General features: G+C 73.9%; 25 protein-coding genes. 16 read left to right on the top strand and 9 right to left on the bottom strand.

Annotation, left to right across the window (positions count from 1 at the left end):
• Positions 1 to 116: 116 nt before the first annotated feature.
• Complete coding sequence (locus ACZ7LE_RS11775; RefSeq protein WP_470403466.1) at positions 117 to 1,409, bottom strand: DUF418 domain-containing protein; 1,293 nt, start codon at positions 1,407 to 1,409, stop codon at positions 117 to 119.
• A 130-nt stretch (positions 1,410 to 1,539) separates the two neighbouring features.
• Here ACZ7LE_RS11775 and ACZ7LE_RS11770 point away from each other — a divergent pair, with 130 nt between their 5' ends.
• Complete coding sequence (locus tag ACZ7LE_RS11770; RefSeq protein ID WP_470403465.1) at positions 1,540 to 2,472, top strand: TetR/AcrR family transcriptional regulator; 933 nt, start codon at positions 1,540 to 1,542, stop codon at positions 2,470 to 2,472.
• Here the strand turns inward: ACZ7LE_RS11770 and ACZ7LE_RS11765 are convergent.
• Positions 2,423 to 3,541, bottom strand: coding sequence for an ATP-dependent DNA ligase (locus ACZ7LE_RS11765; protein WP_470404541.1), 1,119 nt, complete (start codon positions 3,539 to 3,541; stop codon positions 2,423 to 2,425). The genes ACZ7LE_RS11770 and ACZ7LE_RS11765 overlap by 50 nt on opposite strands.
• Before the next feature lie 57 nt (positions 3,542 to 3,598).
• Positions 3,599 to 4,162, bottom strand: coding sequence for a dihydrofolate reductase family protein (locus ACZ7LE_RS11760; protein ID WP_470403464.1), 564 nt, complete (start codon positions 4,160 to 4,162; stop codon positions 3,599 to 3,601).
• A gap of 111 nt (positions 4,163 to 4,273) precedes the next feature.
• Here ACZ7LE_RS11760 and ACZ7LE_RS11755 point away from each other — a divergent pair, with 111 nt between their 5' ends.
• The gene (locus ACZ7LE_RS11755) at positions 4,274 to 4,543 is read left to right on the top strand and encodes a DUF7218 family protein (protein WP_470403463.1); all 270 of its coding nucleotides are present in this window, start codon (positions 4,274 to 4,276) and stop codon (positions 4,541 to 4,543) included.
• A 52-nt stretch (positions 4,544 to 4,595) separates the two neighbouring features.
• Here ACZ7LE_RS11755 and ACZ7LE_RS11750 read toward each other — a convergent pair whose 3' ends face one another.
• The 4 genes from ACZ7LE_RS11750 to ACZ7LE_RS11735 all read right to left on the bottom strand — a co-directional run bounded on the left by ACZ7LE_RS11750 (position 4,596) and on the right by ACZ7LE_RS11735 (position 9,158).
• A complete protein-coding gene (locus ACZ7LE_RS11750) occupies positions 4,596 to 5,699 on the bottom strand; it encodes a DNA polymerase domain-containing protein (protein WP_470403462.1) in 1,104 nt (367 codons plus the stop codon).
• Positions 5,700 to 5,708: 9 nt separating this feature from the next.
• Positions 5,709 to 6,323 (bottom strand): hypothetical protein, encoded by a 615-nt coding sequence (locus ACZ7LE_RS11745; protein WP_470403461.1) that lies wholly within the window; start codon positions 6,321 to 6,323, stop codon positions 5,709 to 5,711.
• 64 nt (positions 6,324 to 6,387) lie between these two features.
• Positions 6,388 to 8,367, bottom strand: a complete 1,980-nt coding sequence (locus tag ACZ7LE_RS11740; RefSeq protein ID WP_470403460.1) for a DUF349 domain-containing protein — start codon at positions 8,365 to 8,367, stop codon at positions 6,388 to 6,390.
• A complete protein-coding gene (locus ACZ7LE_RS11735; protein WP_470403459.1) occupies positions 8,364 to 9,158 on the bottom strand; it encodes a peptidylprolyl isomerase in 795 nt (264 codons plus the stop codon). Before ACZ7LE_RS11735 ends, ACZ7LE_RS11740 begins: the two co-directional genes overlap by 4 nt.
• A gap of 204 nt (positions 9,159 to 9,362) precedes the next feature.
• Here ACZ7LE_RS11735 and ACZ7LE_RS11730 point away from each other — a divergent pair, with 204 nt between their 5' ends.
• The 7 genes from ACZ7LE_RS11730 to ACZ7LE_RS11700 all read left to right on the top strand — a co-directional run bounded on the left by ACZ7LE_RS11730 (position 9,363) and on the right by ACZ7LE_RS11700 (position 15,796).
• A complete protein-coding gene (locus ACZ7LE_RS11730) occupies positions 9,363 to 10,025 on the top strand; it encodes an MBL fold metallo-hydrolase (RefSeq protein WP_470403458.1) in 663 nt (220 codons plus the stop codon).
• Positions 10,022 to 10,702, top strand: a complete 681-nt coding sequence (locus ACZ7LE_RS11725; RefSeq protein WP_470403457.1) for a DinB family protein — start codon at positions 10,022 to 10,024, stop codon at positions 10,700 to 10,702. The genes ACZ7LE_RS11730 and ACZ7LE_RS11725 overlap by 4 nt, the downstream gene beginning before the upstream one ends.
• Positions 10,703 to 10,732: 30 nt before the next feature.
• Positions 10,733 to 12,118 carry a histidine--tRNA ligase gene (hisS, locus tag ACZ7LE_RS11720; RefSeq protein WP_470403456.1) on the top strand — a complete coding sequence of 462 codons (1,386 nt, stop codon included), beginning with the start codon at positions 10,733 to 10,735 and terminating at the stop codon, positions 12,116 to 12,118.
• 147 nt (positions 12,119 to 12,265) lie between these two features.
• A complete protein-coding gene (locus ACZ7LE_RS11715) occupies positions 12,266 to 12,904 on the top strand; it encodes a hypothetical protein (RefSeq protein ID WP_470403455.1) in 639 nt (212 codons plus the stop codon).
• An 80-nt stretch (positions 12,905 to 12,984) separates the two neighbouring features.
• Positions 12,985 to 14,112, top strand: a complete 1,128-nt coding sequence (locus ACZ7LE_RS11710) for an Rv2578c family radical SAM protein (protein WP_470403454.1) — start codon at positions 12,985 to 12,987, stop codon at positions 14,110 to 14,112.
• The gene (locus ACZ7LE_RS11705) at positions 14,112 to 15,110 is read left to right on the top strand and encodes a phosphotransferase family protein (RefSeq protein ID WP_470403453.1); all 999 of its coding nucleotides are present in this window, start codon (positions 14,112 to 14,114) and stop codon (positions 15,108 to 15,110) included. Before ACZ7LE_RS11710 ends, ACZ7LE_RS11705 begins: the two co-directional genes overlap by 1 nt.
• Positions 15,111 to 15,196: 86 nt before the next feature.
• Entirely contained in the window at positions 15,197 to 15,796 is a 600-nt protein-coding gene (locus ACZ7LE_RS11700) for a GNAT family N-acetyltransferase (protein ID WP_470403452.1), read from the top strand.
• An 85-nt stretch (positions 15,797 to 15,881) separates the two neighbouring features.
• Here ACZ7LE_RS11700 and ACZ7LE_RS11695 read toward each other — a convergent pair whose 3' ends face one another.
• A complete protein-coding gene (locus ACZ7LE_RS11695; protein ID WP_470403451.1) occupies positions 15,882 to 17,096 on the bottom strand; it encodes a pyridoxal phosphate-dependent aminotransferase in 1,215 nt (404 codons plus the stop codon).
• Between the two features lie 191 nt (positions 17,097 to 17,287).
• On the opposite strand from ACZ7LE_RS11695, the gene ACZ7LE_RS11690 reads away from it, so the two are divergent.
• From ACZ7LE_RS11690 to ACZ7LE_RS11680, 3 genes are read left to right on the top strand one after another with little or no spacing between them, the layout of a single operon-like run.
• Positions 17,288 to 18,256: a hypothetical protein gene (locus tag ACZ7LE_RS11690; RefSeq protein ID WP_470403450.1), complete on the top strand. Its 969-nt coding sequence runs from the start codon at positions 17,288 to 17,290 to the stop codon at positions 18,254 to 18,256.
• A complete protein-coding gene (locus ACZ7LE_RS11685) occupies positions 18,253 to 19,989 on the top strand; it encodes a M16 family metallopeptidase (RefSeq protein ID WP_470403449.1) in 1,737 nt (578 codons plus the stop codon). Before ACZ7LE_RS11690 ends, ACZ7LE_RS11685 begins: the two co-directional genes overlap by 4 nt.
• Positions 19,986 to 21,758, top strand: coding sequence for a M16 family metallopeptidase (locus ACZ7LE_RS11680; RefSeq protein ID WP_470403448.1), 1,773 nt, complete (start codon positions 19,986 to 19,988; stop codon positions 21,756 to 21,758). The genes ACZ7LE_RS11685 and ACZ7LE_RS11680 overlap by 4 nt, the downstream gene beginning before the upstream one ends.
• Before the next feature lie 21 nt (positions 21,759 to 21,779).
• Here ACZ7LE_RS11680 and ACZ7LE_RS11675 read toward each other — a convergent pair whose 3' ends face one another.
• Positions 21,780 to 22,250 carry a PPOX class F420-dependent oxidoreductase gene (locus tag ACZ7LE_RS11675; RefSeq protein ID WP_470403447.1) on the bottom strand — a complete coding sequence of 157 codons (471 nt, stop codon included), beginning with the start codon at positions 22,248 to 22,250 and terminating at the stop codon, positions 21,780 to 21,782.
• Positions 22,251 to 22,371: 121 nt separating this feature from the next.
• Between ACZ7LE_RS11675 and aspS the strand changes: the two genes are divergently transcribed.
• The 4 genes from aspS (at position 22,372) to ACZ7LE_RS11655 (ending at position 26,448) form a co-directional block, all read left to right on the top strand.
• Positions 22,372 to 24,159: an aspartate--tRNA ligase gene (gene aspS / locus ACZ7LE_RS11670; protein ID WP_470404540.1), complete on the top strand. Its 1,788-nt coding sequence runs from the start codon at positions 22,372 to 22,374 to the stop codon at positions 24,157 to 24,159.
• Positions 24,156 to 24,935, top strand: coding sequence for a GNAT family N-acetyltransferase (locus tag ACZ7LE_RS11665; RefSeq protein ID WP_470403446.1), 780 nt, complete (start codon positions 24,156 to 24,158; stop codon positions 24,933 to 24,935). Before aspS ends, ACZ7LE_RS11665 begins: the two co-directional genes overlap by 4 nt.
• Positions 24,936 to 25,038: 103 nt before the next feature.
• A complete protein-coding gene (locus ACZ7LE_RS11660; RefSeq protein ID WP_470403445.1) occupies positions 25,039 to 25,710 on the top strand; it encodes a DUF4190 domain-containing protein in 672 nt (223 codons plus the stop codon).
• Positions 25,711 to 25,842: 132 nt separating this feature from the next.
• Positions 25,843 to 26,448 (top strand): DUF4190 domain-containing protein, encoded by a 606-nt coding sequence (locus tag ACZ7LE_RS11655; protein WP_470403444.1) that lies wholly within the window; start codon positions 25,843 to 25,845, stop codon positions 26,446 to 26,448.
• The last annotated feature ends 63 nt before the right edge of the window (positions 26,449 to 26,511 follow it).

Below are 26,511 nucleotides of genomic sequence, written 5' to 3'. Positions count from 1 at the left end.
TGGTCCGCCGCTGATCGAGCCCCGCGCTGGTCGGCCCGTCGCTGGTCGAGCTTGTCGAGACCCGGGTCTCGACAAGCTCGACCAACGACGGCTCGGCCAACCTGCGATGGCTGCCGTCAGCGTCGCCCGTAGGTGAGCCTGCGCAACAGGTTCTCGGCGGGGCCCCGGTCGCCGCGCCGTTCCAGCGCCGCGGCCCCGACCACGGTCAGGGCCCAGACCGCCACCGCGCAACCCGCCGCGGCGAACGTGGGACTGGCCGTGTGCCGCGGCAGGTCCAGCAGGAACGGGGCCGCCAGCACCAGCCACGCCACGGACTGGACCAGGTAGCCGGACAGGCTCCGGCGCCCGAGCGCGGCCACGGCGTCCACCAGGGCGGTCATCCGGCCGCCGGCCGCGGCCCGGTCGTCTGCGGGCAGGGCGGCACGGGAGACCGTGATGCGGTGCGCCAGCAGGCCGAACAGGCACGTCCAGCCGATGGCGCCGAGCGTGCCCGACGCGTTGTACAGCGTGGTGACCAGGCCGGCCGTACCGCCGTCGACCGTGAGCCAGCCTGCGGCGAGCAAGCCCATCGGCAGGCCGCCGAGGGCGCCGACGGTCAGCCCGCCGACGGCGCCCCGGCGCAGCAGCGTCAGGTGGTCGCCGGGCCGCTCGAGGATGCGCCGCCGCGCGGCCCACGCGCCGATCCAGACGAACAGGATGAAGGGCAGCACCGTGAGGGTGTGGGCCGGCCACTCGCCCAGGCGCGCCACGACGCCGTCGAGGAACGTGGGCGCCAGCACCGACGGCATCGGGCTGGTCGGCACGGCCGCGGCGTCGGCCGGACCGGCCGGACTGGGGGAGACCAGGCGCAGCGTCACGAGCGCGAGCAGCGTCAGCGACGCGAGCACCTCGAACGCGATCAGCACCGGGACGAACCGGTAGAGCCGGTCCGAGCGGCGCAGGAGCAGCACCGTGAACGCGATGCCGACCAGGCCGTACGCGCCGAGGAAGTCCCCGGAGTAGAGCAGGAGCCCGTGCACCGCGCCGAAGGCCAGCAGCCAGGCGTTGCGGCGCACGAGGATGCGGCGGACCTCCCGGGGCGTGGCGCCGGCGGCGTCCTGTCGGGCGGCGAGCTGGACCAGACCGTAGCCGAACAGGAAGGCGAACAGCGGGAACGCCCGGGAGTGCACGAACAGGAACAGCAGCACGATCCACGGGCGCTCGGCGCCGTGCGGCGTGGGGTCCAGGCCCGGGGCGTTCGCGAAGAACACGCCGATGCTGTTCGCGAGCGCGATCAGCAGCAGCATCGCGCCCCGGGCGAGGTCGGGGGCGAGCGCGCGCTCCGCGCGGCGCACGGGGCCACGGGTGTGGGCTTCGGTTCGGGTGCCGGACGCCGGAGCGGCGCCGGCGGGGTCCGCGGCTGTCGTCATGGGTGTCTCCTCGGGTGCGTGGGTGGGTGTGGTGACGCGCGCGGCATTAACATACTCATGAAACTATAAGACGTACAGTAATAAGTGCCGGATGCTTCGCCGGACCCGGCAGCAGCGAGGACGTGTGATCATGAGCCACGTGACGGATCCCGAGACCCCGCCGGGTGGCGGCCTGCCCGACGACGACGGCACGCTCCCCGCCGCGGACGACGTTCCCGCCGGTCTCGCGCGGCTCTGGCGCCTGCGGACGTCGTCCCGGCTGGGCCGCCGCGCGGTCCTGGACGTGGACCAGGTGGTCGCCGCGGCGATCGGGCGTGCGGACCGCGACGGCCTGGCCGGCGTCACGCTGCCCAAGGTGGCCGAGGAGCTCGGCGTCACACCCATGTCGCTGTACCGCTACGTGGGGTCCAAGGACGAGCTGCTGGTGCTCATGGCGGACCAGGCGAGCGCGCCCGCCGACGCGGCGTCGGGCGCCGACCCGGCGTCGGGCGCTGAGGAGGCGGACGCCGCGGGGGACGCCGGCGACGGCCCGGCCTGGCGCACCGCGCTGCGCCGCTGGGCGGCCGACGTGCGCGCCATGTATCTGCGGCACCCGTGGCTGGTGCACCTGCCGGTCCAGGGTCCGCCGTCGGGCCCGCACGGCCTGGCGCGGATGGACGCGGGCCTGGCGGCCCTGCGCGGCACCGACCTCGACTGGGCGGCCAAGGTGGGGGTCGTGACGCTGGTGAGCGGGTACGTGCGGACGGCGTCGCAGCTCGCGGCGGACCTGTCCGCGGCGCGGGCGGGCTCAGGCCTGGACCAGGCGCAGTCCGAGCAGGAGTACGGCCGCGCGATGGCGCGCCTGGTGCGCCCGGACCGGTTCCCCGAGGTGGCGGCGCTGTTCGGGTCGGGGCTGTTCGAGCAGGAGCCGCCGGACGACGTCGCGCCCGAGGACCCGGACCACGACTTCCGGTTCGGGCTGGAGACCGTCCTGGACGGCGTGGCCGTGGCGGTCGAGCGGTCCGCGGGCGGTGTCAGGCAGTCCCCGGCGCCCCCGGCAGCAGCTCGCCCAGGTCGAAGCTGACCGGCTCTTCGAGCTGCTCGTACGTGCACGACGCCGGCTCGCGGTCCGGGCGCCAGCGCTTGAACTGGGATGTGTGCCGGAACCGGGAGCCCTCCATGTGGTCGTAGCCCACCTCGAGCACGCGCTCGGGCCGCAGGGGGGTGAACGACAGGTCCTTGCCCGAGCTCCAGCGCGACTGCGCGCCGGGCAGGCGGTCGCCTGCCTCGGCCTTCGTGGGGTCGGTCCACCCCTGCCACGGGTGCTCCTCGGCCGCGGGCGTCCCGGGCTCCACGACGAGCGGCGCGAGCTCGGCGATCAGCTCGGCGCGCCGGGTGGCCGGGAACGACGCCGCCACGCCCACGAACTGCAGGCGCGGGCCGTCGTCGGTCTTGTCCCACAGGCCCAGCAGCAGCGAGCCGAGCAGCGGCTCCTGCGGCGTCGATGTCTTGTGCAGCCGGTAGCCCGCCAGCACGACGTCCGCGGTCCGGGTGTGCTTGATCTTGAGCATGGTGCGCTTGTTGGGCGCGTACGGCCCGTCCGCGAGCTTGGCGACGACGCCGTCCAGGCCCGCGCCCTCGAACGACCCGAACCACTCGGCGGCCTCTGCGGCGTCCTGCGTGCGGGGCGTCGCGAACACCAGCGGACCGGTCAGGCCGAGGCCGTCCAGGGCTGCGATCCGCTCGGTCAGCGGCCGGTCCATGAGGTCGTCGTCGCCGAGTGCCAGCACGTCGAACACCACGAGCGCGGCCGGGGTGGTCTCGGCGAGCATGTTCACGCGGGACTCCGCGGGATGGATGCGCTGGGACAGCAGCTCGAAGTTCAGGTGCGCGGCGCCGTGGCCGGGCCGCTGGGCGATGACGATCTCGCCGTCGACCACGCACCGCTCGGGCAGGGCCTCGCGGACGGCGGCGACGACGTCCGGGAAGTAGCGCTCCATCGGCTTGGCGTTGCGGGAGTCGATGCGTACCTCGTCGCCGTCGCGGTAGACGATGGCGCGGAACCCGTCCCACTTGGGCTCGTAGACGTACGCGGGGCCGGCGTCGTCGCCGGCGGGCTGGGCAGGCACCGAGGGCACGCTCTTGGCGAGCATCGGCCGGACCGGGGGCTGCACGGGCAGGTTGAGTGTGGTCACGGGTACGAGCCTGCCTCAGCGCGGCGCGTAGCGCAGGTAGACGCACCCGCTGTCGAAGGTCCGGGAGTCCACGAGGCGCAGCCGCAGCCGGGCGTCCCGGGGCAGGGCCGGCAGCCCGCCGCCCACGACCTCGGGGTAGACCACGAAGCGGAAGTCGTCCACGAGACCCTGCCGGATGAACTCCGCGGCCACGGTGGGCCCGCCGATGGAGACGACGCCGGGCGCGCAGTTCACGATGCGCCGCAGCTCGCCGGGCTGCAGGTCACGCACGAGCCGGGTCCGGGCGGACGTCACGGCGTCCTGCGGCAGGGACGACGACGCGACGATCTTGTCGACGCCCTGCCAGATCTGCGCGTACCGGGCCGTGTGCGGGTTGGGGTCGGGCCCGGGGTCGTGCGTCTCCCAGTAGACCATCGTCTCGTACATGCGCCGGCCGTGGACGTAGACGGCGCAGTCGGCCTCGTTCTCGTTGATGAACGCGAGCATCTCGTCGGTCGGCTGCGTGAAGGCGAAGCTTCCCTCGGCGTCGACCGTGTACCCGTCGGCGGACATGTTCGCGGTGTAGCGCAGCGTTCCCATGCCCGTTCGACGCCGGAACCGCGCCGGACTCATCGGTCCGCGCACGTGCGAGCGGGGTGAGATCGGGCGAGGGTGGGAGATGCACGTCCAGCACCGTCGGGAGGAGCAACCATGCCGAAGCGTGACCCCGGACCGAGCGTCAAGGACAAGGAGCTGTACGAGAAGCTCCGCGACGAGGGCAGCTCCAAGGAGAAGTCCGCCCGCATCGCGAACGCGGCGGCGAACACGTCGCGCAAGAGTGTCGGCCGCAAGGGCGGAAAGTCCGGCGACTACGACGACTGGACGGTCGACAAGCTGCGCAAGCGGGCCGCCGAGATCGGCATCGAGGGCCGGTCCACGATGCGCAAGGACGACCTGATCAAGGCGCTGCGGTCGCACTGACGGCCGCACGGGCCGCGGCGGCCGTACAGGCCGCGGCGCGGCCGGGGGCGGGTCAGCCCGCGGCGGCGTCCTTGCTCCGGTCGCGGTCCTTGTCGCGGCTGGGCTGGACCCGCTTCGGCTCGCCCGGCATCTTCGGGTACTCCGGCGGGTAGGGCAGGTCCTCCAGCCCGTCCGACTCGTCGCGCGCCGCCAGGTCGAGGGCGGCGTCCAGCGAGCAGTCCAGCGCCGGGTCCCGGTCGGCGCGCAGGGCGGCGAACAGGTCGCCGCGCTCGGCGAACCGGCCGGGCGCGGTGAGCACGTCGAAGTCGTCGGGGTGCACGTCGGCCACCTCGTCCCAGTCCAGGGGCATCGAGACCGTCGCGCGGCCGTTCGCCCGGATCGACCACGCGGAGGCGATGGTGCGGTCGCGCGCCATCTGGTTGTAGTCCACGAAGATGGCCTCGCCGCGCTCCTCCTTCCACCAGCGTGTGGTGACCTGGCCGGGGAGCCGGCGCTCCAGCTCGCGCCCGATCGCGATCGTCGCCCGCCGCGCCTCGATGAACGTCCACCGTGGCTCCAGCGGCACGAACACGTGCAGCCCCCGGCCACCGGAGGTCTTCGGGTACCCCCGCAGGTCCAGCTCGCCGAGCAGCTCGCGCAGGTGCGGCGCCACGGCGGCGGCGTCGGAGAAGTCGGTGCCGGGCTGCGGGTCCAGGTCGATACGGAGCTGGTCGACCGCCTCGACGTCGTCCCGCCGCACCGGCCAGGGGTGGAACGTGAGCGTGCCCATGTTGGCCGCCCACGCCACCACGGCGGGCTCCGTGGGGCAGACCTCGTCCGCCGTCCGGCCCGACGGGAACGCGATGGTCGCGGTCTCCACGTAGCCCGGCGCGCCCCGCGGGATGCGCTTCTGGTAGAAGCCGTCCCCCTTCGGGTCGTCCGGCTTGGGCATGCGCGTGGCGAGGTGCGCGCCCTCGTGCCACCCCTTGGGCCACCGCTCCAGCGTGGTGGGGCGGTGCAGCAGGGCGCCGGTGATGCCGTCGGCGACGGCGACGAAGTACTCGACGACCTGGAGCTTGGTGATGCCACGGGGGAAGACGACGCGGTCCGGGCTCGTCACGCGCACGGTACGGCCCGCGACGTCGAGCTCCACAGCGGGTGTCTTGGATCCGGCCATGGACCGAACCTAGCCCGCCAGCAGCTCCCGCGCCGCAGAAAGGGCCCGGTGCGCCGCCGGCCGGCCGACCACGCGGGCCCGCCGGTCCAGCAGGGCGGCGGCCTGTGCCAGGTCCGCCCCGGCGCGTGCGAGGGCCACCAGGACGGGCACCGCGGCCTCCGGCGTAGCGGTACAGGCGACGTCGACGGCGGTCCGGGCCCGGCTCGTGACGGGCACCCCCGCAAGGTGCTCGGTGTCCCGCCCGAGACCGGGCGCGCGCCGCGCGACCTGCCCGGGGCGCGGCACGGGCCGGTGGGTGTCGGGGGAGTAGGCCAGCTCGACCGGAGCGCCCTCCGGCCAGGACGGCACCCCGACGCCGTCGTACAGGCCCGTGTGGACCCACGCGGCCGTGGCGGCGCCCAGGACGCAGCGCGCGGGCACCTCGCGCGCGAGCGCCAGGGCGCGGTGCACCGGACCCACCGCCGAACCCGCGGCGACCGCCGCGCCGTCGTGCAGCTCGACGAGCGCGCCCGCCCGCCGCAGCTCCGTCCACGCCACCGGCCCGCCCACGTGCGCCGGGGTGACGACCAGCGGCGGCGCCGTCGGCTCCGAATCGAGGAGCGCGGCGAGGGACGGGAACGGCATGCGCAGAACCTACGCGCAGCGGGCCCGGTCGCGCAGAGCGCGACCGGGCCCGCTGTGGACAAGCTCAGCCCCGGGAGTCCTCCGCGGCCTTGACGACCTGCTCCAGCCACGAGCGGCGGGCCGCCACGGCGGCCTCCAGCTCGGCGACCTTGCGCTTGTCGCCCTTGGCCTGCGCCTCCGCCAGGTCCGCCTCGAGACCCGCGATCGCGGACTCGAGCTGCGCCGCCGCACCCTCGGCGCGCGCACGCGTCTCCGGGTTGGTGCGCTTCCACTGCGCCTGGTCGGCGTCGCGGACCGCGGTCTCGACCGCACGCAGACGGGCCTCGATGCGCTGGATGTCGCCGCGCGGAACCTTGCCGGCCTCCTCCCAGCGCTCCTGCAGGCTGCGCAGGGCGGCCTTGGCCTTGTTCAGGTCCTTGACCGGGAGCAGCGCCTCCGCCTCCTCCAGCAGGACCTCCTTGACCTTCAGGTTCTCGCCGTACTCCGCGTCGATCACCGCGTTCTCGGCGTCCCGGGCCTGGAAGAACCGGTCCTGCGCGGCCCGGAACCGGGCCCACAGCGCGTCGTCGTCCTTGCGGGACGCCCGTCCCGCCGCCTTCCAGCGCGTCATCAGGTCGCGGTACGCACCCGCGGTGTAGCCCCAGTCGGTGCTGTTCGACAGCGCCTCCGCCTCGGAGACCAGCTTCTCCTTCTCCGTCTTCGCGGCGCTGTTGCGCTGCTCCAGGTCAGCGAAGAAGTGCCGGCGCTCGCGGTCGAAGGCCGTGCGGGCGTGGCTGAACCGCTTCCAGAGCGACTCCTCCGTGGGGCGGTCGATGCGCGGCCCGGAGCGCTGGGCGTCCTTCCAGCGGTCCAGCAGCGCACGCAGCTCCTCGCCCGCCGGGCGCCACTGCATCTTGCTCGGGTCGGTCGCCGCGATCTTCTCGGCGGCCTCCACGATCGAGGTGCGCGACGCGACGGCCTCCGCCTTGGCGGCGGAGCGTGCCTGCTCCAGGGCGGCACGACGCTCCGCGGCACGACCCCGCAGGGCCTCGACCCGGGTCCGCAGGCCCGCCAGGTCGCCGACGGCGGCGGGCTCGGCGGTCTCCTCGCCGAGCTTCTGCAGCGTCTGGTCGATCTCGCGCACGGACAGGTCCGCGCTCTCCAGCCGGGCCTCGAACAGGCCGACCTTCGCGCTCAGGTCCAGGTAGCGGCGCACGTACAGGGCGAGCGCCTCCTCGGTGGTGACACCGGGGAACTGGCCCACGACGCGCTCGCCGTCACCGTCGTTGACGTAGACGTTGCCCTCGTCGTCGACACGGCCGAACTTCTCCGCCTCGGCGTGCGCGACGGCGTCCGCGGCGGCGGGCACCACAGGTGCGGGCGCCGCCGCCGGGGCGGCCTGCGCCACGGGGGCGGACGGCGTTCCCGGCTTGGGCGCACGCGGCCGGGCGAGCGCGGACGGCGAGGGGATCGCCGACGGCTTCGGGGCGGCGGGCTTCGGCGCCGGGGCGGCAGCCGCGGCGGGGGCCTCCGCGGTCGGAGCCTCCTCGGCGGGGGCCTCGGGGGCCGGGGTCTCCTCGGCCGCGGGCTCCGCTGCCGGGGTCTCCTCGGCGGGTGCCTCGGCCTCCGCGGCCTGAGCCTCTTCGGCAGGTGCCTGGGTCACGACGGCGGGAGTCTCGTCCGCAGCGGCCTCCTCGGCCGGTTCCTCGGCGGCGGGAGCGGCTTCCTCGGCAGCGGCGTCGGCCTCGACGGCAGGAGTCTCCTCGGCGGCGACCTCGGTCGCGGCGGCGTCCTCAGCGGGAGCCTCGGCTTCCGCGGCCGGCGCCTCCTCGGCGGGAGCGTCCTCCGCGGGAACCTCGGGAGCTTCCGCGGCGGCCGGCTCCTCGGCGGGGGCCTCGGGGGTCGCCTCGGCGGCGTCCTCCGTCGCGTCCGCCCCGGCGGATGCCTCGGTCGCCTCGCTGACCGCCTCGGCGGGTGCCTCGGCTGCGGTCGGAGTCTCGGCCACGGGCTCGACGGGCGCGTCCTGCTGGACGGGCTCGGTCGAGCGAGAAGTGGGTTCGCTCACTGGGTCTCAACTCCTTCGATGGTGACCGGGGTGGCAGGCTCACCGTCTGGTGCTCCGTCTACCGCGCCCGTGTCAGCGACTGCTTGGACAAAGTCCAGGCCGGATGTGATCGTGCCGAAGACCGTGTACCCGCCGGCTGCGTCGGAGGGGATGGTCGAATCCTCGTAGACGAGGAAGAACTGGGAGCCCATGGACTCGGCGTCGCCGCCGCGCCGCGCCATCGCGACGGTACCGGCGGGGTAGAGGTCGTCCTCCGGGGCGTTCTCGATGGGCCCGAAGGAGTAGCCCGGGCTGCCGGAGCCCGTGAAGGTCGGGTCGCCGCACTGGAGCACGAAGATGCCCTGCGTCGTGAGGCGGTGGCAGCCGGTCCCGTCGAAGTAGCCGCCCTGGGCGAGCGTGACGAAGCTGGCGACGGCCTGCGGCGCGGCCGCGCCGTCGAGCTCGAGCACGATGTCGGCGGTCGTGTCGCCCGAGCAGGCCTGCAGCGTGACGGTCCAGGTGCGGTCCTCGGCGACCGACGGGTCGGCGAGCTCGTAGGTGTCCCGCGCCTCCTCGACGCCGGCCGGGCAGGTTTCGGTGCCCGCCCCCGCCTCGGTGTCGTCGCCCGCCTCGGGCGAACCGGAGTTGACCAGCGCGGCGACCACGAAGGCGCCGACGAGCGCCAGCACCGTGAACAGTGCGACCAGGGTCCACAGGCGCTGCTTCTGCGCGCGCTTGGCCGCCTGCCGCTGCGCCCGCTTGTCGGCCTGCCTGGCCTGCTGCGCGCGCTGCCGCTGCTTGGTGGAAGCCACCGCGTTCCCTTCCCCGTGCTCTCTCGTGCTCACCCCGACCCGGGGCGCGGTCACGCTGGACCGATTCACCTGATGGATCCGGGGCGAATCACCCCGTGCGGGGACAGTGTAGGCATCGGATGCCAGGTCATACTGTCTGAGCGCCTCCGCCGACGGGTGAAGAAGCCTCTGCCAGGGCCGACGCGAGCCGTTAGCGTGGGTCGCGTGGAGCTTCGTGTCGTGGTCGCACCGGTCTTCGGGACCAACTGCTGTGTCGTGTCCGCGGGCGCCGACTGCGTGGTGGTCGACGCCGGAGCGGGGGTCGCCGACGCCGTCGGGCGCCTGCTCGACGACGCCGGCCTGAAGCCGCGCGCCGTCCTCGCCACCCACGGCCACGCCGACCACACCTGGGACGCCGGGGCCCTGTGCGCGCGCTACGGCATACCGATGCGCCTGCACGAGGCGGACGCCTACCGCCTGGCCGACCCGTTCGGCACGCTCAGCCCCGCCCTGGAGGCCGCGCTCGGGCTGCACCGCGACGACTACCGGGCCCCCGACCTGGTCGAGCCGTTCGCCACGCCCGACGGGTCCGCCGAGCTCGCGTTCGGCGACGTCACGCTGCACGCCGTGCACGCGCCGGGCCACACCGAGGGGTCCACCCTCTACCGCCTCGACGACGAGGTGGTCCTGACGGGCGACGTCCTGTTCGCGGGTTCGATAGGCCGCACCGACCTGCACGGCGGTTCGGACCAGGAGATGGGCGCGACCCTGCGTGACGTCGTCCGCGGCCTCGAACCTGCGCTCGCCGTCGTCCCGGGGCACGGCCCCGCCTCCACCGTGGCCCGTGAGCTGGCGACCAACCCGTTCCTCGCCGCGGACCGCGCGTGAGGGTGTACGTCGACACGCGCGCGGGGATGGCCGAGGACGGCTGGTCCGCCGCGTGGACGTTCGACCTGGCCCACTGGGGCGTGTGCGGCCAGGGGCCCGACGACGACGCCGCGCTGGCCGACCTCGCCGAGCGGTGCGGGCCCGGCGCCGACGGCTCGGGGGCGGGCTCGATCGACGTCGTCGAACGGGTGGACCGGGCCGAGAGCGGGGACGAGACGGTGTTCGAGCGGGACCTGGCGCCGGCGTCGGACACGGAGCGCGGGGCGACGCTCGCGATCCTGGCCCGCACCCGGGCCAGGACGCTCGACCTGGTCCGGGCCGCCCCGCCGGGCGTGCTGGGCTACCGCGACCCCGGACGACGGCTGCCGGCCTACGCCTCCTGGCACACGGTGGAACAGCTCGCGTTCCACATCGCGGACACCGAGTCACGCTACTACCTGCCGCTGCTGGGGCTGCCCGCCCGGGCGCGGGCGGACGACGTGGTGACCGAGCTCGAGGAGTCCGGCGCGCACGTGCAGCGTGTGGTCGCCATGATGGCGCCGGACCTGTCCCGCGCCTGGCCCGAGCACGGGAGCTGGACCACCGTGAAGGTGCTGCGCCGGCTGGCGTGGCACGAGCGGGGCGAGCTGGACGTGCTCGCCGGGCTGGTCGACCAGGCTGTGGAAAACCCGGGCTGACACCTCGCCGCTCGTGGGAAGATCTGAGGCATGGCAAAGCCCACTCCTCTTTCCGGTTTCCCCGAATGGCTCCCTGACGGTCGCATCGTCGAGCAGCACGTCCTCGACACCCTGCGGCACACCTTCGAGCTGCACGGGTTCGCCGGGATCGAGACGCGGGCCGTCGAGCCGCTGGACCAGCTGCTGCGCAAGGGTGAGACCTCCAAGGAGGTCTACGTCCTGTCCCGCCTCCAGGAGGAGGGTCTCGACAAGCTCGACCAGCAGCGGGCGGAGAAGCAGCTCGGCCTGCACTTCGACCTGACCGTCCCGTTCGCGCGCTACGTGCTGGAGAACGCCGGGCGCATCGCCTTCCCGTTCCGCCGCTACCAGATCCAGAAGGTGTGGCGCGGCGAGCGCCCGCAGGACGGCCGCTTCCGGGAGTTCGTCCAGGCCGACATCGACATCGTCGGCGCGGGCGAGCTGCCGTACCACTTCGAGGTCGAGGCCCCGCTGGTCATGGCCGAGGCGCTCGCCGCGCTGGGTGAGATCGGCCTGCCGCCGGTCCGCATCCTGGTGAACAACCGCCGCGTCGCCGAGGGCTTCTACCGCGGCGTCGGTCTGGACGACGTCGAGGGCGTGCTGCGCCAGATCGACAAGCTCGACAAGATCGGCCCCGAGAAGGTCTCCGAGCTGCTCGTGACCGAGTGCGGAGCCACCGACGACCAGGCCAAGGCGTGCCTGGCGCTCGCGTCGATCTCGGGTTCCGACGTCGGCGTGATCGACGAGGTGCGGGCGCTCGCGGAGTCGTACGGTGCCGTGACCGAGCTCCTGGAGACCGGCCTGGCCGAGCTCGGTGCGCTGATCGCCGCGGCGGCGCAGCGGGCGCCGGGCGTGGTCGTGGCGGACCTGAAGATCGCCCGCGGCCTCGACTACTACACGGGCTCGGTGTACGAGACGGTGCTGGTGGGGCACGAGCAGCTCGGTTCGGTCTGCTCGGGCGGCCGGTACGACACGCTCGCGTCCGACGGCAAGAACACCTACCCGGGCGTCGGCCTGTCGATCGGCGTCTCGCGCCTCGTCTCGCGGCTGCTGTCCGCCGGCCTGGTGGAGGCGACGCGCTCGGTGCCGTCCGCCGTGCTGGTCGCGGTGTCGACCGAGGAGGAGCGCGCGACGTCCGACGCCGTGGCGGCCGCGCTGCGCGCCCGGGACATCCCGGTGGAGGTCGCGCCGAGCGCCGCGCGGTTCGGCAAGCAGATCAAGTACGCCGACCGGCGCGGCATCCCGTTCGTCTGGTTCCCGGGTTCCGCGGGGGAGGACGGCGTCGTGCGTGCCGACCAGGTCAAGGACATCCGGTCCGGCGACCAGGTCGACGCCGACGCCTCGTCGTGGGCCCCGCCGGCCGAGGATCGGTGGCCGCGGGTCGTGCCGCGCGGGTGACCCCGTGGGTGAACTGGAGCACGTTGTCCGGTTTGCCCGGAGTCCTGAACGTGCCTTCGGATAGCCTCGCGTCGGGTCGATGAGACCCCGTATGTGAATGACGCCGCCGGCCGCCTCCCGGCCCGCGGCGGGCCGAGGGGACAGCCGATGACAGGTTCGGGACGCGTCGACGACGGGGTGCTCGGTGAGCACTGGGAACAGTCGCTCGTCGGCGTGACGGGGGCGGCCGGTGCGCCAAGCACGGCGCCCATGAGACGACGTCGCATCCGGGCTGCCGGGAGGCTGGTCCGCACGAGATGGGCGCGGAACCCGCATCGCACGGTGCGCGAGCACGCGGGCGCCCCTGACGACAACCGGCTGCAGGCGCCGAGCCGGGCGCGGCGCCGGTTCTCCGCGCCCGCTATCGTGCTCGGTGCGAGCCTCGCCGGATCCACCGCGGTGCTCGCGCTCAGCCCGGTCGAGGCCGAGCAGGCCGCGCTCGCCTGCCCGGCCGGCGTGTCCGCCGGCTGGGTGGACCAGTACCGCGACGTCCTCGGTCTGCGCCTGCCCGACCCGCGCGACCACCTCGCGGTCGCGGCGCCGGTCGGCACGGCGGTCGCGGTGACCTTCACCGACGCCGCCGGCGTCGCCTACCCGACCGTCCGCGACGCCGTTCCCGGCGCCGGAACGCTCGCCGTCGAGCCACCGCGCGCCCTGTCCGCGTCCGAGCGTGCGCAGTGGAGCGCGCACGTCGTGGTGTCGGGCGACGGGGTCCCGGCGGCGACGTGCGAGGCGCCGCTGCCCTGACGGGCTCGTCCCCGGCGAACCCGTCCCCGCGAACCTGTGGACAGCTTGACGCATCCTCGAACGAGTGTTCGAATCGGATCATGCGTTGGCAAGGGCAGGCGATCTCGAACGACGACGACGGCGCGCTGCCCGGGCTCGAACTACCCGCGCTGCGCGGCGCCGGGCTGCTGCGCACCGTCCGGTCGCCCGAGTTCGCGGGCGTGACCTTCCACGAGGTGCTGGCCAAGAGCGCCCTGTCCAAGGTCCCGGCGGCCTCCCAGATGCCGTTCCGCTGGACGGTGAATCCGTACCGTGGATGCAGTCATGCCTGTCATTACTGTTTTGCCCGAAATACTCATGAATATCTCGATCTCGACGCCGGCCACGACTTCGATTCCCAGGTCGTCGTCAAGGTCAACGCCGACCAGGTGCTGCGGGCCGAACTGGCCAAGCGCACCTGGAGCCACGAGGCCGTCGCGCTCGGCACCAACACCGACCCGTACCAGCGGGCCGAGGGGCGCTACCGGCTCATGCCCGGCATCATCTCGGCGCTCGCGGACTCGGGTACGCCGTTCTCGATCCTGACCAAGGGCACGCTGCTGCGGCGCGACCTGCCGCTGATCACCGAGGTCGCCCGCAAGGTCGACGTCGGCCTGGGCGTCTCGCTCGCGTTCGCCGACACGCCGTCGGGCAGGGAGCTGCAGCAGGCCGTCGAGCCCGGCACCCCGACGCCGAAGGCCCGCCTCGACCTGATCCGCGCGATCCGGGCGGCCGGCCTGCCGTGCGGCGTGATGGTGGCGCCGGTGCTGCCCTGGCTGACCGACTCGCTCGCGCACCTCGAACGGCTGCTCGACAACCTGGTCGAGGCGGGCGCGACCGGCGTGACCGTGCTGCCGCTGCACCTGCGGCCCGGCGCCCGCGAGTGGTACCTGGGCTGGCTCGCACGGGACCACCCGCACCTCGTGGAGGGCTACGGCCGTGTCTATGCGCGGGGCGCCTACGCGCACAGGGGCTACCGCGACTGGCTCTGGGAGCGCGTGCGTCCGCTGATCCACGAGCGCGGGCTGGGCGGTGCCGCGATGCACCGGACACGCGCCGCGTCCGGGGACCTGACGGACGACCAGCACGCCGAGGGCGACTACCCGCGTGGTGCGTTCACCGGCGTGCGGTCCGACGGCGTCGGCGCGGCGTCCATCGGCGCGGACGTCGGGAACGAGACCCTCTTCTGATGCAGCCCCCGACCCCGCGCGTCGACCCGCGCCTGCCCGGGTACCTCCTGGAGCCGCTGACGGGCGGGTGGTCCGGGGAGACGTTCCTCGCGACCCCGACGCGCGGGGCGAGGGAAGGGGACCGGCTCGTGGCCCGGTTCTTCGCCGACGCGCGGCACGCCCCTCATGCCGCGCGGATCCAGGCGGCACTGCTCGACCGGGTCCGCGCCGTCCTGTCGGTGCCGGCCGTCCGCGAGGTGCACGACGGCGACGGGGTGCTGCCCGGGCTGCTCGTGACCGAGCTGTTGCCGGGGGAGCGGGGCGACCTCGTCCTGGCGCGCCTGGTCGCGGAGCGCAGGGAGCGTGGCCGGCCGGCGGGCGGACCGCGGAAAAGGGGACGCCTGACCGAGGACGATCTCGGGGTGCTGGGCCGATCGCTCGGCCAGGTCGCGGGAACGCTCGCCGCGACGCCGATGCCGCGGACCGGCCTGTTCGCCGGCGCGGACCTGCGGATCGAACCGTTCGACCTCTGGCTGCCCGACTGGGTCGACAGGCACGCGCCGGGCCTGGCCGAGGCCGGCTGGTCCGACGGCGAGGTCGCCGGTCTGCGGAAGGTTGCCGAGCGGGCCGTCGTCGACCTGGAGGGGGCCGCGCCCTGCCTGGTGCACAGCGACCTGAACCCCAAGAACGTGCTGGTCGACCCGGCCACGCTCCAGGTCACGGGTGTGCTCGACTGGGAGTTCGCACACGCGGGGCACCCGGCCACCGACCTGGGCAACCTGCTGCGCTTCGACCGGGAACCGGCCTACGCCGAGAGTGTCCTGGACGGCTGGTCCGAAGCCGTCGGCGCGGGCGCCGGCGCCACCGACCGGCGTCGGGCCGTCGACCTCGCCCGGTCCGCCGACCTGGTCGCACTGATCGAGCTCGCCGCCCGATCCGTGGCCAACCCGGTGGTGCGCCAGGCCCGGGCACACCTGCTCGCCATCACCCGCACGGGCGACGTCCACGCCGCTCCCTGACCGGTGGGCCGGTCCCGGCACGGCGGTCCGGTCCTCGTCGCTGGAATCGCAGACCGTCATCGGCGGGCGGGACCTATCGTGTCGGCATGGCTGAGCTCGCCCCGTACACGATCACCCCGGGCACCCTGGCGGAGCTGGCGCAACCCACGCTGCCGGTCCGGGACGGCGCACGGCTACGGCCCTGGAGCGACGCGGATGCCGTCGCCCTCCAGGCCGCGTACGCGGACCCCGACATCCAGCGCTGGCACGTGCGCCGGGTCGACTCCCCGGACGAGGCACGCGGGATGATCGCAGGCTGGCAGCGGGCGTGGGCGCAGGAGCGGCGTCTGGAGTGGGCGGTCGCCGCCGCGGACGGGACGCTGCTCGGGCGGCTCGCCCTGAAGGACCTCGTCCTGTTCGACGGCGTCGCCGAGATCGCCTACTGGACCGTCCCGGCCGCCCGGGGCCGGGGCGTCGCGCCGCAGGCGGTCACGGCGGCGAGCGACTGGGCGTTCGGCGTCGGGTTCCGGCGGCTGGAGCTGGAGCACTCGACGCTCAACCCGGCGTCCTGCCGCGTGGCGGAGAAGGCCGGGTTCACCGCGGAGGGGACCCGTCGCGGGGCCGCGCGGCACGCGGACGGCCACCACGACATGCACGTCCACGCCCGCCTGGCCGACGCCGCGGACGCTCTCCCCTTTGAGGCCTGAGTTTCTTCGCTTTGCGCGGCAGCAAAGCGAAGAAACTCAGGCCTCAAAGGGGAGAGCGTCCGCGAGGGGAGGCCGACCGGAGGGGTCAGGCCCGCACGTCCTCCAGGTACTCCGCGATGCGGCCGATCGCCTCGGTGAGCACGTCGACGTCGGGCAGCGTCACCAGGCGGAAGTGGTCGGGCTCGGGCCAGTTGAAGCCGCTCCCGTGCGTCACGAGGATCTTCTTGGCGCGCAGCAGGCCGATCACGAAGGCCTCGTCGTCCTTGATCGGGTACATCTCGGGGTCCAGGCGCGGGAAGCAGTACAGGGCGCCGCGCGGTCGCACCGAGGTGACGCCCGGGATCTCGTTGAGCAGCTTGTCCGCCAGCATGGCCTGCTCGTAGAACCGGCCGCCGGGCTCGATCAGGTGCTCGATCGACTGGTAGCCGCCCAGCGCCGTCTGGATGGCGTGCTGTGCCGGCACGTTGGCGCACATGCGCATGTTCGAGACGAGCGTGAGGCCCTCGATGAAGTCGGCGGCGCGGTGCTTGGGGCCGGAGATCATGGCCCAGCCCGAGCGGTAGCCGCAGATGCGGTACGCCTTGGACAGGCCGCTGAACGTGATGCACAGGACGTCGTCGGCGGCGAACGTCGCGGTGTGGTGATGGGTGGCGCCGTCGAACAGGATCTTCTCGTAGATCTCGTCGCTCAGGAGCACCAGGTCGTGCTTGCGCGCCAGGTCCGCCAGCCCCTTGACCGTGCCCTCGCTGTACACCGCGCCGGTCGGGTTGTTCGGGTTGATGATCACGAGCGCCTTCGTGGCGGGCGTGATGCGGGACTCGATGTCCTCCAGGTCCGGGTTCCACCCGTTGGCCTCGTCGCAGCGGTAGTGCACCGGGGTGCCGCCCTGCAGGCTCACCGCGCCGGTCCACAGCGGGTAGTCCGGCGCCGGGACCAGCACCTCGTCGCCGTCGTCGATCAGGGCCTGCAGCACCATGCTGATCATCTCGGAGACGCCGTTGCCGATGTAGACGTCGTCCACGTGCGTGTCGATGCCGTGCGACTGGTAGTAGTGCGCCACGGCCGTGCGCGCCGAGTAGATGCCGCGGCTGTCGCTGTACCCCTGCGCCTGCGGCAGGTGGTGGATCATGTCCGCCAGGATCGCCTCGGGCGCCTCGAAGCCGAACGGCGCGGGGTTGCCGATGTTGAGCTTGAGGATCTTGTGACCCTCGGCTTCCAGGCGGTACGCCTCCTCCAGGATCGGACCCCGGACGTCGTACCGGACGGACTTCAGCTTGCGGCTCTGCCTGATCTCTCGCACCCGCTCATGGTCGCAGGTCCGGTGCCGTGCCCGCGCTCCCTCGCCCTGGGGCGAGATGACCGTTCCGGGTGCTTTCGGGAAGTTCACCCGCGTCGCGGCCCGATTTCGCCCGGCCGGCGCCCGCGGCGCCAGTAATCTCCGGTCGGGCACCGACGCCCCCCCAGATCACGACCTCCCCGGACAGGTAACCGATGGCCACCACACGCGACGCGGCGCCGACCGCGACCTTCTTCGACCCGCTGGCCCACGTGCCCGACGGCGCTGCCCTGCGGGCGGCCCGTGACGCGCGCGACCCGGCGGCGGCGCTCGCCGTCGTCCGCGGTCTCACCTCGCACGACGACGTGATCGCCGCGCTGTGGGAGATCTGTGGCGACGCCTCCGAGGAGAACCACCTTCCGCTCACCGCGGCGATCGACGCGGCCGATGACGGCACGCCGCTCGCCCGGACGCTGCGCGCGCTGCGCTACGTCGTGGTCGGCTGGTCGATCCGCTCGCACGCCCGCGCCGAGCACGTCTCGGCGAGCCAGTTCGAGCAGTTCCACGACTGGCTGCGGCGGGCAGAACGGTTGCTGTTCGACGTGTGCGCGGAGCACCCCGGCTTCGTGCCCGCCTGGGAGGCCCGGATCACGACGGCCCGTGGCCTGGAGCTGGGACACGGCGAGGCACGGCGTCGGTACGACCGCCTCGCGGCGCTCGCCCCGGGGGCGGTCGGGGCCCAGCGCGTCTACCTCCAGCAGGTCCTGCCCAAGTGGAGCGGGTCGTGGGAGGAGGCGTCGAGGTTCGTCGCCGAGTGCGCCGACGGCGCGGCGCCCGGGGCGCTTGGCCCCGCCCTCGTCGTCGACCTCGCGATCGAGCGGTACGTCGACGGCGAGAAGACCACACCGCCCGAGATGATCGACCGGGTTCGCGGCGTGGCCGCGAGCACGGTGCTGCACCCCGACCATGTCCGCACCGCGGCGACGGCTACCGTGCACGCGAACCTCGCGCTGTTCTTCTCGCTCGCCGAGCTGCCCGCCGAGGCGTGGCCGCACTTCGAGGCGCTCGGTGACACCCCGGTCCAGGGCAGCTGGGCCTACTACGAGCCCGGGGCCGAGCGGCTGTACCGCAAGCACCGCGACGCGGCTGCGAAGGCGGCCGCACGCTCGGGCGCGCGGGCATGACCGCCCGGACGCTCCCGGACCTGGCGGACTTCCCGGGTGTCACCGCGACCGAGGTCGACGGGGTGCCGGTCCTGCTCGCGCCACGTGAGGGGAACGTCGGTGCGGGGATCGTGTTCCGGGTCGGCTCGGCGGACGAGACGCTGGCACTCTCGGGCATCACGCACCTGATCGAGCACCTCGCCCTGGGCACCCAGGTGCTCAGCGAGGCGCACCTGAACGGACAGACCCGCTCCGACGTGACGCTCTTCCACGTGTCCGGTACCGCGGGGGACGTCGTGAGCTACCTGAACGACGTCTGCGCGGCGCTGCGCGACCTGCCGCTCGACCGGATCGAGACCGAGAAGGACATCCTGCGCTCCGAGGGCGACGGACGGAACCCGGGGGTCGCCGGCCGCCTCCGGCTGAACCGGCACGGGGCCCGCGACCACGGGCTCCTGGGGTACGGCGAGCGCGGGCTCGACCGGATCACCGCCGAAGAGGTGCGCGACTGGGCGGCCACGTGGTTCACGCGGGAGAACGCCGTCGCCTGGATCACCGCCGACGCGGTGCCGGACGGTCTCGACCTGACCCTGCCCTCAGGGCGGCGCATGCCTCCGCCCGCGGTCAGCGACGTGCTCCACAGAACCCCGGCCTACCTGAGCGGCCTGCGGGACGGCGTGGCGCTCGACGCGCTGGTGACCCGCGGGGCCGCCGCGGACGTGGCGACCCACGTGATCGGCGAGGTCCTGCACCGTGACCTGCGCCGGGACGCCGACATCGCGACCACGGCGGACGTCTCCCACGACGTCCTGGACGAGGGACGGACGCGGCTGTCGGTGCTGGTCCAGGCCGAGGCCCGCCCGGACGCGGCGGTCGGCGGCCTCGCCGACGCGCTGAACGGGCTCCGCTCCCACGTCGCGCCGGACGACCTGGCCGCGGCGCGAGCCACGGTGGCCGAGGAGCTGTCCGAGATCGCGGCGGCGCCTCCGGCCGACCTGCTGCCGTCGCTGGCCTACCGGGCGGTGACCGGGCGCCCGCTCGAGGGGCCCGCGCGGATCGCCGCCCGGGTCGACCAGGTCACGGCGGACGACGTCCGAGGCGTCGCCCGCGAGCTGTGGGACAGCGCCCTCTGGTACGGGCCGTGTGCCCTCGACTGGGCGGGGATCGTCCCCGCCCCCGAATGGTCCGCCGGGACCATCCACGGGCGCACGTTCCCGCGGATCGACGACCCGGACGTCTCGCTCGTCCTCGCCGCGGACGGCGTCGGCCTGGTCACGGCCGCCGGCATCGTCGTGGTCCGGTTCGCCGGCTGCGTCCTGCTGGAGACCGTGCCCGACGGCGCACGCGCGCTCACTGGCGCCGACGGGTTCCGGGTGGCGATCGAACCAACCCTGTACGAGGGCCTGAGCGCCGAGGCGGTCGCGGAGCACGTGGACACGCACGTACCCGCCGACGTCGTCGTGCAGCTGCCAGCGCGCGACGCGGGCGACATCCCGGTGCCACGACCCAGTTCGCCCGAGAAGCCGTCGAAGCGGCAGCGGGTGACCAAGGACGCCGGGCCACGCTCCGTCCCCGCGACGGTCGCTCTCGTCGCGGGCCTGTGGGTCGCCGGGCTGCTCGTCCTCGGGGGCGGCCAGGTGCTCCTCCGAGAGGCCTTCGACGTCGACCTCTCGCTGGGTTTCCTGCCCGTGCTCGCCCTCGTCTGGGCGACGTTCGGGCTGATCAAGAGGCGACACCCGAAGGAGGACCGATGACCGCGACGACCCCGACCCGCGCCCGGGAGCTCTACGCACAGCGGCCCGGCCGCACCGTGGGAGGCCTGGTGTTCCGCGTCGGGTACGCCGACGAGACCCTGCCGGCCAGCGGGACCACCGCGCTGGTAGTCGCCCTCGCCCTGCGCGCGGTCGAACGCCCCGGGCTGGACATCTCCGCCTCGGTGGGCCCCACCCTGACCCACGTCCAGGTGAGCGCCTCTGACGACCGCGTGCGCAGCACGCTCCGTGACCTCTCGCTGGCCCTGGCCGACCTGCCGGTCCGGCACCGGGCGACGGAGAGCCGGGCGCTGGAGGAACGCACCGACGACGGCGCCGTGGCGCCCTGGCGGTTCGGGCTGAGGGGCTACGGCCTCGGGCCCAGCCAGTTCCTGGGGCTGCACCGGGTGACGGACGACGAGCTGCGGGCCTGGGCGCGTGACCGGTTCACCGCGGCCAACGCCGTCGTGTGGGTCACGGGGGAGACCGCCCTCGACCTGGACCTCGCCCTGCCTGCCGGTCCGACCGGCACGGTGCTGCCGCCGCCCGAGGTCGACGGCCCGCCGGCCTCGCTCCCGGCCGAGGCGCTGGCCGGCGGCCCGCGGGTCCTGTGGGACGCCGTCGTGCCCGACACCCCGGCGCTGACGGTTCTCGCCGAGATCGCCCGCCGGGCGTTGTTCCAGGGGCTGCGGCAGGACCACGGCTGGACGTACGACGTGTCCGCGGTGATCGGGACGCTCGACGGGCGGCAGGCCAGCCTCCAGATCGCCGCTGGGCTCCGGCCCGAGACCGCCGCTCAGGCGACGGGCGAGTTCCTGGACACGCTCGGGCGGCTGCGGTTCGTGGTGGCCGACGACGAGCTGGAGTCGGCGCGCGCACACCTGCTGGCGGCGTACGAGGAACCGCACCAGGACGCCATGTGGCTCTACGACGACGCCGTCCTGACCCTGCTCGGCCGACCGGTCCCCGCACCGGGCGAGCGCCGGTCCGCCGTGGCGCGGGTAACCGCGGCCGATGTTGTCGCCCTGGCCCGCCAGGCCTGGGACTCCGGCCTGCTGGTGACGCCCGTCGGGTCCGGCTGGGCCGGGACCGAGGTGCTCCGGCGCGGCGCGGGCGAACCGCTGCCCGGCACGGCCTTCGAGCGCATCGACGTGGACGCGACCATCAGGGTCGGGCAGCACGGCGTCACGCTCCGCGACGGGCGGCGCACGACCACCGTCCGGTTCGACGAGACGGCGGCCCTGATCGCCTACCCGGACGGCGGGCGGCTCCTGGTCGGCCTGGACGGGGCACGCGTCCCGCTCGAACCGACGCTGCACGACGATCTCCGCGTCGCGGACCTCGGACGGCTCGTGGACGAGCACGTGGACGCCGGCCTCGTCGTGCCCGTACCCCGTCCGGAGGCGCCCGGGCGCCCGGACCAGGAGGTCATCAAGCAGGCGAGCCAGGCCCGCGCGGCCCGGGAGGTGGACGAGGACGGCCTTGCGCGCACCACCGGCCTGCTCGCCCTCGCGATCGGGAAGGTCGTGGTCGTCCTCGCCCTGGCCCTCGTGCTGCTCGCCGCGGTCGGCGGCACGCTCTTCTCCGGCGCGCTCCTGCTGGGCTTCGTCGGCAGCCTGCTGGACGGGGAGCCGGACTGGCCGACGCTCGGCGTGGTCCTGCCCGCGGGCCTTGCCTGCGCCGGCATCACCTGGCTCACCTACAAGGCCGTCATCCGGCTGGGCGGCCAGACGACGGACGAGGCGGCCGAGAAAGCCCAGGACAAGAGCTAGGCCACGGTGGCGACGAGCAGGTCACCCCTCCGCGAGACGCGCCGGGAACCCGCCCGTCGCCACCGGGCCCCAGCGCTCGATGGTGATCCGCACGAGCGACTTGCCCTGCTCGACCATCGCCGCGCGGTACTCGTCCCAGTCGGGGTGCTCCTTGCCGGCCGCCGCGCGGAAGTAGTCCACCAACGGCTCCACCGACTCGGGGACGTCCAGCACCTCGGCCGTCCCGTCCACCTGAACCCAGGCACCACCGAAGTCCTCGCCGAGCGCCAGGAACGACGCCGCGGGCCGCGCCTTGAGGTTCCGCGCCTTGGCCCGCTCGGGGTACGTCGAGACGACGACGCGGCCCTGCGGGTCCACCCCGTACGTGACGGGGCTCAGCTGCGGGGCGCCGTCGGCCCTGCTGGTCACGAGGATCCCGTCGTGGCGCGAGCGCAGGAAGTCCAGCAGCTCGTCCCGGGTCACGGTCGTGGTGGTCGCGATAGTCCTGGCCATGGGCGTCAGGCTACGCGCCAGGCTGCGGCGCCACGGCGTCGTCCACAGCCGGCGGCGCGAAGGACCCCCGGCGGTGACTAGAATTCTCGGGACCCTCAACCCACGCTGGAAGGACTTCTTCGTGCTCCGCACCCACACGGCCGGCTCACTGCGGGCCGAGCACATCGGCCAGACCGTCACCCTCACGGGCTGGGTCGACCGCCGCCGTGATCACGGGGGAGTGGCGTTCATCGACCTGCGTGACGCGTCCGGCATCGCCCAGGTCGTCATCCGCGACGAGGAGATCGCCCACCCGCTGCGCGCCGAGTTCGTGCTGCAGGTCACCGGCGAGGTCGGCCGCCGTCCCGAGGGCAACGCCAACGCCAACCTCGCCACCGGCGAGATCGAGGTCGTCGCCACCGAGGTCGTCACCCTCAACGAGTCCGCGCCGCTGCCGTTCCAGGTGTCCACGGCGCTCGCGGACACCGAGGTGATCGGCGAGGAGGCGCGCCTCAAGCACCGCTACCTCGACCTGCGCCGTCCGGCCCCCGCGCACGCCCTGCGCCTGCGCGCCAAGGCGAACCAGGCCGCGCGCCGCGTGCTCGACGAGCAGGACTTCGTCGAGATCGAGACGCCGACCCTGACCCGGTCCACCCCGGAGGGCGCCCGCGACTTCCTGGTCCCCGCGCGCCTCGCGCCCGGCTCCTGGTACGCGCTGCCGCAGTCGCCGCAGCTGTTCAAGCAGCTCCTGATGGTCGGCGGCATGGAGCGCTACTACCAGATCGCGCGCTGCTACCGCGACGAGGACTTCCGCGCCGACCGCCAGCCGGAGTTCACACAGCTCGACGTCGAGATGAGCTTCGTGGACCAGGAGGACGTGATCGCCCTCGGCGAGAAGATCCTCCAGGCCCTGTGGGCCCTGGTCGACGTCGAGATCCCGACGCCCATCCAGCGCATCACGTTCCACGAGGCCATGCGCCTGTACGGCACGGACAAGCCCGACCTGCGGTTCGAGAACCCGATCGTCGAGCTCACCGACTACTTCACGGACACGCCGTTCCGCGTGTTCCAGGCCGAGTACGTGGGTGCCGTCGTCATGGCCGGCGGGGCGGCCCAGCCGCGCCGCCAGTTCGACGCCTGGCAGGAGTGGGCCAAGCAGCGCGGCGCCCGCGGCCTCGCGTACGTGACGTTCACCGAGGACGGCGAGCTCGGCGGCCCGGTCGCCAAGAACCTGTCCGACGACGAGCGTGCGGGCCTTGCCGCCGCGACCGGCGCGCAGCCCGGCGACGCCGTGTTCTTCGCCGCGGGCAAGACGTCGGAGGCGCGGGCGCTGCTCGGCGCCGCCCGGCTGGAGATCGCGCACAAGACCGGCGCCATCGACGAGAACGCCTGGTCCTTCGTGTGGGTCGTGGACGCGCCCCTGTTCAAGCCGGCCGGCGAGGACGACGACGTCGACCTCGGCTCGTCCGCGTGGACCGCCGTGCACCACGCGTTCACGTCACCCACGCCCGAGTGGATCGACTCGTTCGAGAAGGAGCCGGGCGAGGCCCTGGCCTACGCCTACGACATCGTCTGCAACGGCAACGAGATCGGCGGCGGCTCGATCCGTATCCACCGCCGGGACGTGCAGGAGCGCGTCTTCGAGGTGATGGGCATCGGGCACGAGGAGGCACAGGAGAAGTTCGGCTTCCTGCTCGACGCCTTCGCGTTCGGCGCCCCGCCGCACGGCGGCATCGCGTTCGGCTGGGACCGCATCGTGTCGCTGCTGACGAAGTCGGCCTCGATCCGCGACGTCATCGCGTTCCCGAAGTCGGGCGGCGGGTTCGACCCGCTGACGGCGGCGCCGGCGCCGATCACGCCGGAGCAGCGCAAGGAGGCCGGCGTGGACTTCACGCCCGAGGTCGCACCCGTGGCGGCCCCCACGGCGTGACGCGGCTCGGCGGCCACGGGCTCGACCACGTCTTCCACCGGGCGCGCTCCGACTTCTTCGAGGTCACGCGGACCTGGACGGACGGGACGGGTCCGGACGACGCCGGCGCGGCCGCCGTCGTCGAGCTCGCCGACCCGACGGGGGAGCGGCCCGGCCGGTGGCTCAACGCCGTCGGCCGGGCCGGCCGGCTGGCGCGCCTGCTGACCACGGTGGTGCCCGACGGCGACGTCGTGGCCGCCACCGTGACCCGCGGTACCGGAGCCCTGGCCGGCGCGACCCTCGCCGGCTGGGGCCTCGCGCGGGACTCCACCTGGGACCGCATGGTCACCGAGACGGCGCCGCCCGAGCGCGCCGGGTCGCCGGCCGTCGAGGTGCTTGACCTGGACCGGCACACCGACGAGATCGTCGACCTGCTCGCCCGGGCGAACCCGCGCACGCGGTCCGGCGCGACGGGACCGCGGGCACGACAGGCCCGGTGGTACGGGGTGCGTGCCCCGGCGACGTCCCTCGGGGCGCGCGCCGGTGCGCTGGTCGCCGTCGGATCGGCGACCCCGATCTCGACCGGCTCCGTCCACCTCGGGTCGATCGGGACGGACCCGGCGTGCCGGGGGCAGGGGCTGGGCAGCGCCCTGACGGCCCGGATGACGGCGGACGGCGTCGCGGAGCGCGGGCTCGTGACGCTCGGCCTCTACGACGACAATGCGCCCGCGCGTCGTGTCTACGAGCGCCTGGGCTTCGTGCTGGCGCACGAGGTGGAGACCTGGCGCCGCGGGTGAAGGCCCTGTCGCCCGCGCAGGTCCACGTCATCCCTGCTTAGGTGGAGGTGGGGCACCGGTCCCGGTGCTCCCCGCTCCCTGAACTGGAAGGGAAGGCAGCCTCATGACCGAGAACGAGGGCGGTACGCCGCGCGATCCCCGTGATCCCCGCGATCCCCAGCCGGAGACGCCGCCTACGCAGCCGTTGCCCGGGTCGACCCCCGCGCAGGGTTCGGACCCGACACCCACGCAGCCTCTTCCGGGCGAGCCGTACCGCGCGGAGCAGCAGCCCCCGCAGCAGCCCGGCGGACAGCAGCCCGCTCCGCACCAGCCGACCCCGCACCAGCCTGGACCGCAGCAGCCCGGTTCGCAGGGCCCGGGCCATGCCCCGCACCCCGGACCCGACCCGAACGCGCCGTACGGACAGCACGGTGTCCCGACGCCGTACGGCCAGCCCGGCGGCCCGACCGCCGCGCCCCAGTACGGGTACGGGCAGACGCCGCCCAAGAACGACCTGGGCGTGTGGGCCCTGATCACGGGCATCCTCAGCTACGTGTTCTGCCCGCTCCTGCTCGGGATCGCGGCGATCATCACGGGCACCATGAGCCGCAGGGCCGCCGACGAGGGCCTGGCGAACAATCGCGGCATGGGCACCGCGGGTCTGATCCTGGGCTGGATCAACGTGGCGCTGGTCGTGCTCGCCATCGTGTTCTTCGTCATCGCGCTGGCGGTCGGGCTCATCTCCGGCGGCATGAACGGCTGGGGAGACATGGACCCCAACGACTGGAACTACTGACCCTGCGCACGCGCGAACACGGGTAGGTCTCCCCGCGCGGTTTTCCTGCCGCGCGGGGCGTCCTACCTGTAGGTTTGGCACCTCCGGGCCGGACCCGTCCCCCGGCTCACCGCAAAGCAGAGAGGTAGCACGATGACCCAGCCTGACGGCGGCCAGTCGCCCTACGACCCGCCGCAGCAGCCGCCCGAGCAGGGACAGCCGGCGACGCCCGCGCCGGGCTCGGTGCCCGGCCAGCCCGCCCCCGGCCAGCCCGCGCCGTACCAGCAGGCGCCGTACGGGCAGCAGCCGTACGGGGCGCAGCCGTACGAGCAGCAGCCGCCGGTCTACGCGCAGGGCGGTCAGCCCGCCTACGGTGCGCCGCTGCCGAAGAACAACCTCGGCGTGTGGTCGCTCGTGCTGGGCATCCTGGCGGTGCTGGGCTGCGGCATCCTCACGGGTATCGCGGCCATCATCACCGGTCACAAGAGCCGCAAGGCCCAGCAGGAGGGCCAGGCCGACAACGGCGCCATGGGCCTCGTGGGCATCGTGACTGGCTGGGTCGGCATCGCGTGGACCACGGTGGTAGTCGGCTTCCTTGTCGTCGGCGCGATCTTCGCGGCCACGGCGGTCAACGACCCGGCGTTCCAGGACAGCTTTGAGCAGGAGCTCCAGGACAGCTACGAGCAGGAGCTCGGCGACTCGGGCGCGACCATGGACCCTGAGCTCCAGGAGCTCATGGACGAGCTCGAAAACAGCTGAGCACTCCCCAGCCGTCGGTCAGCCCGCCGCACCCGAGGTGAGCACTCCCTCCGTGGTGCGGCG

It is taken from the genome of Promicromonospora sp. NPDC110617, assembly GCF_055598465.1.
This window is presented reverse-complemented; position numbering and strand designations above follow the sequence as displayed.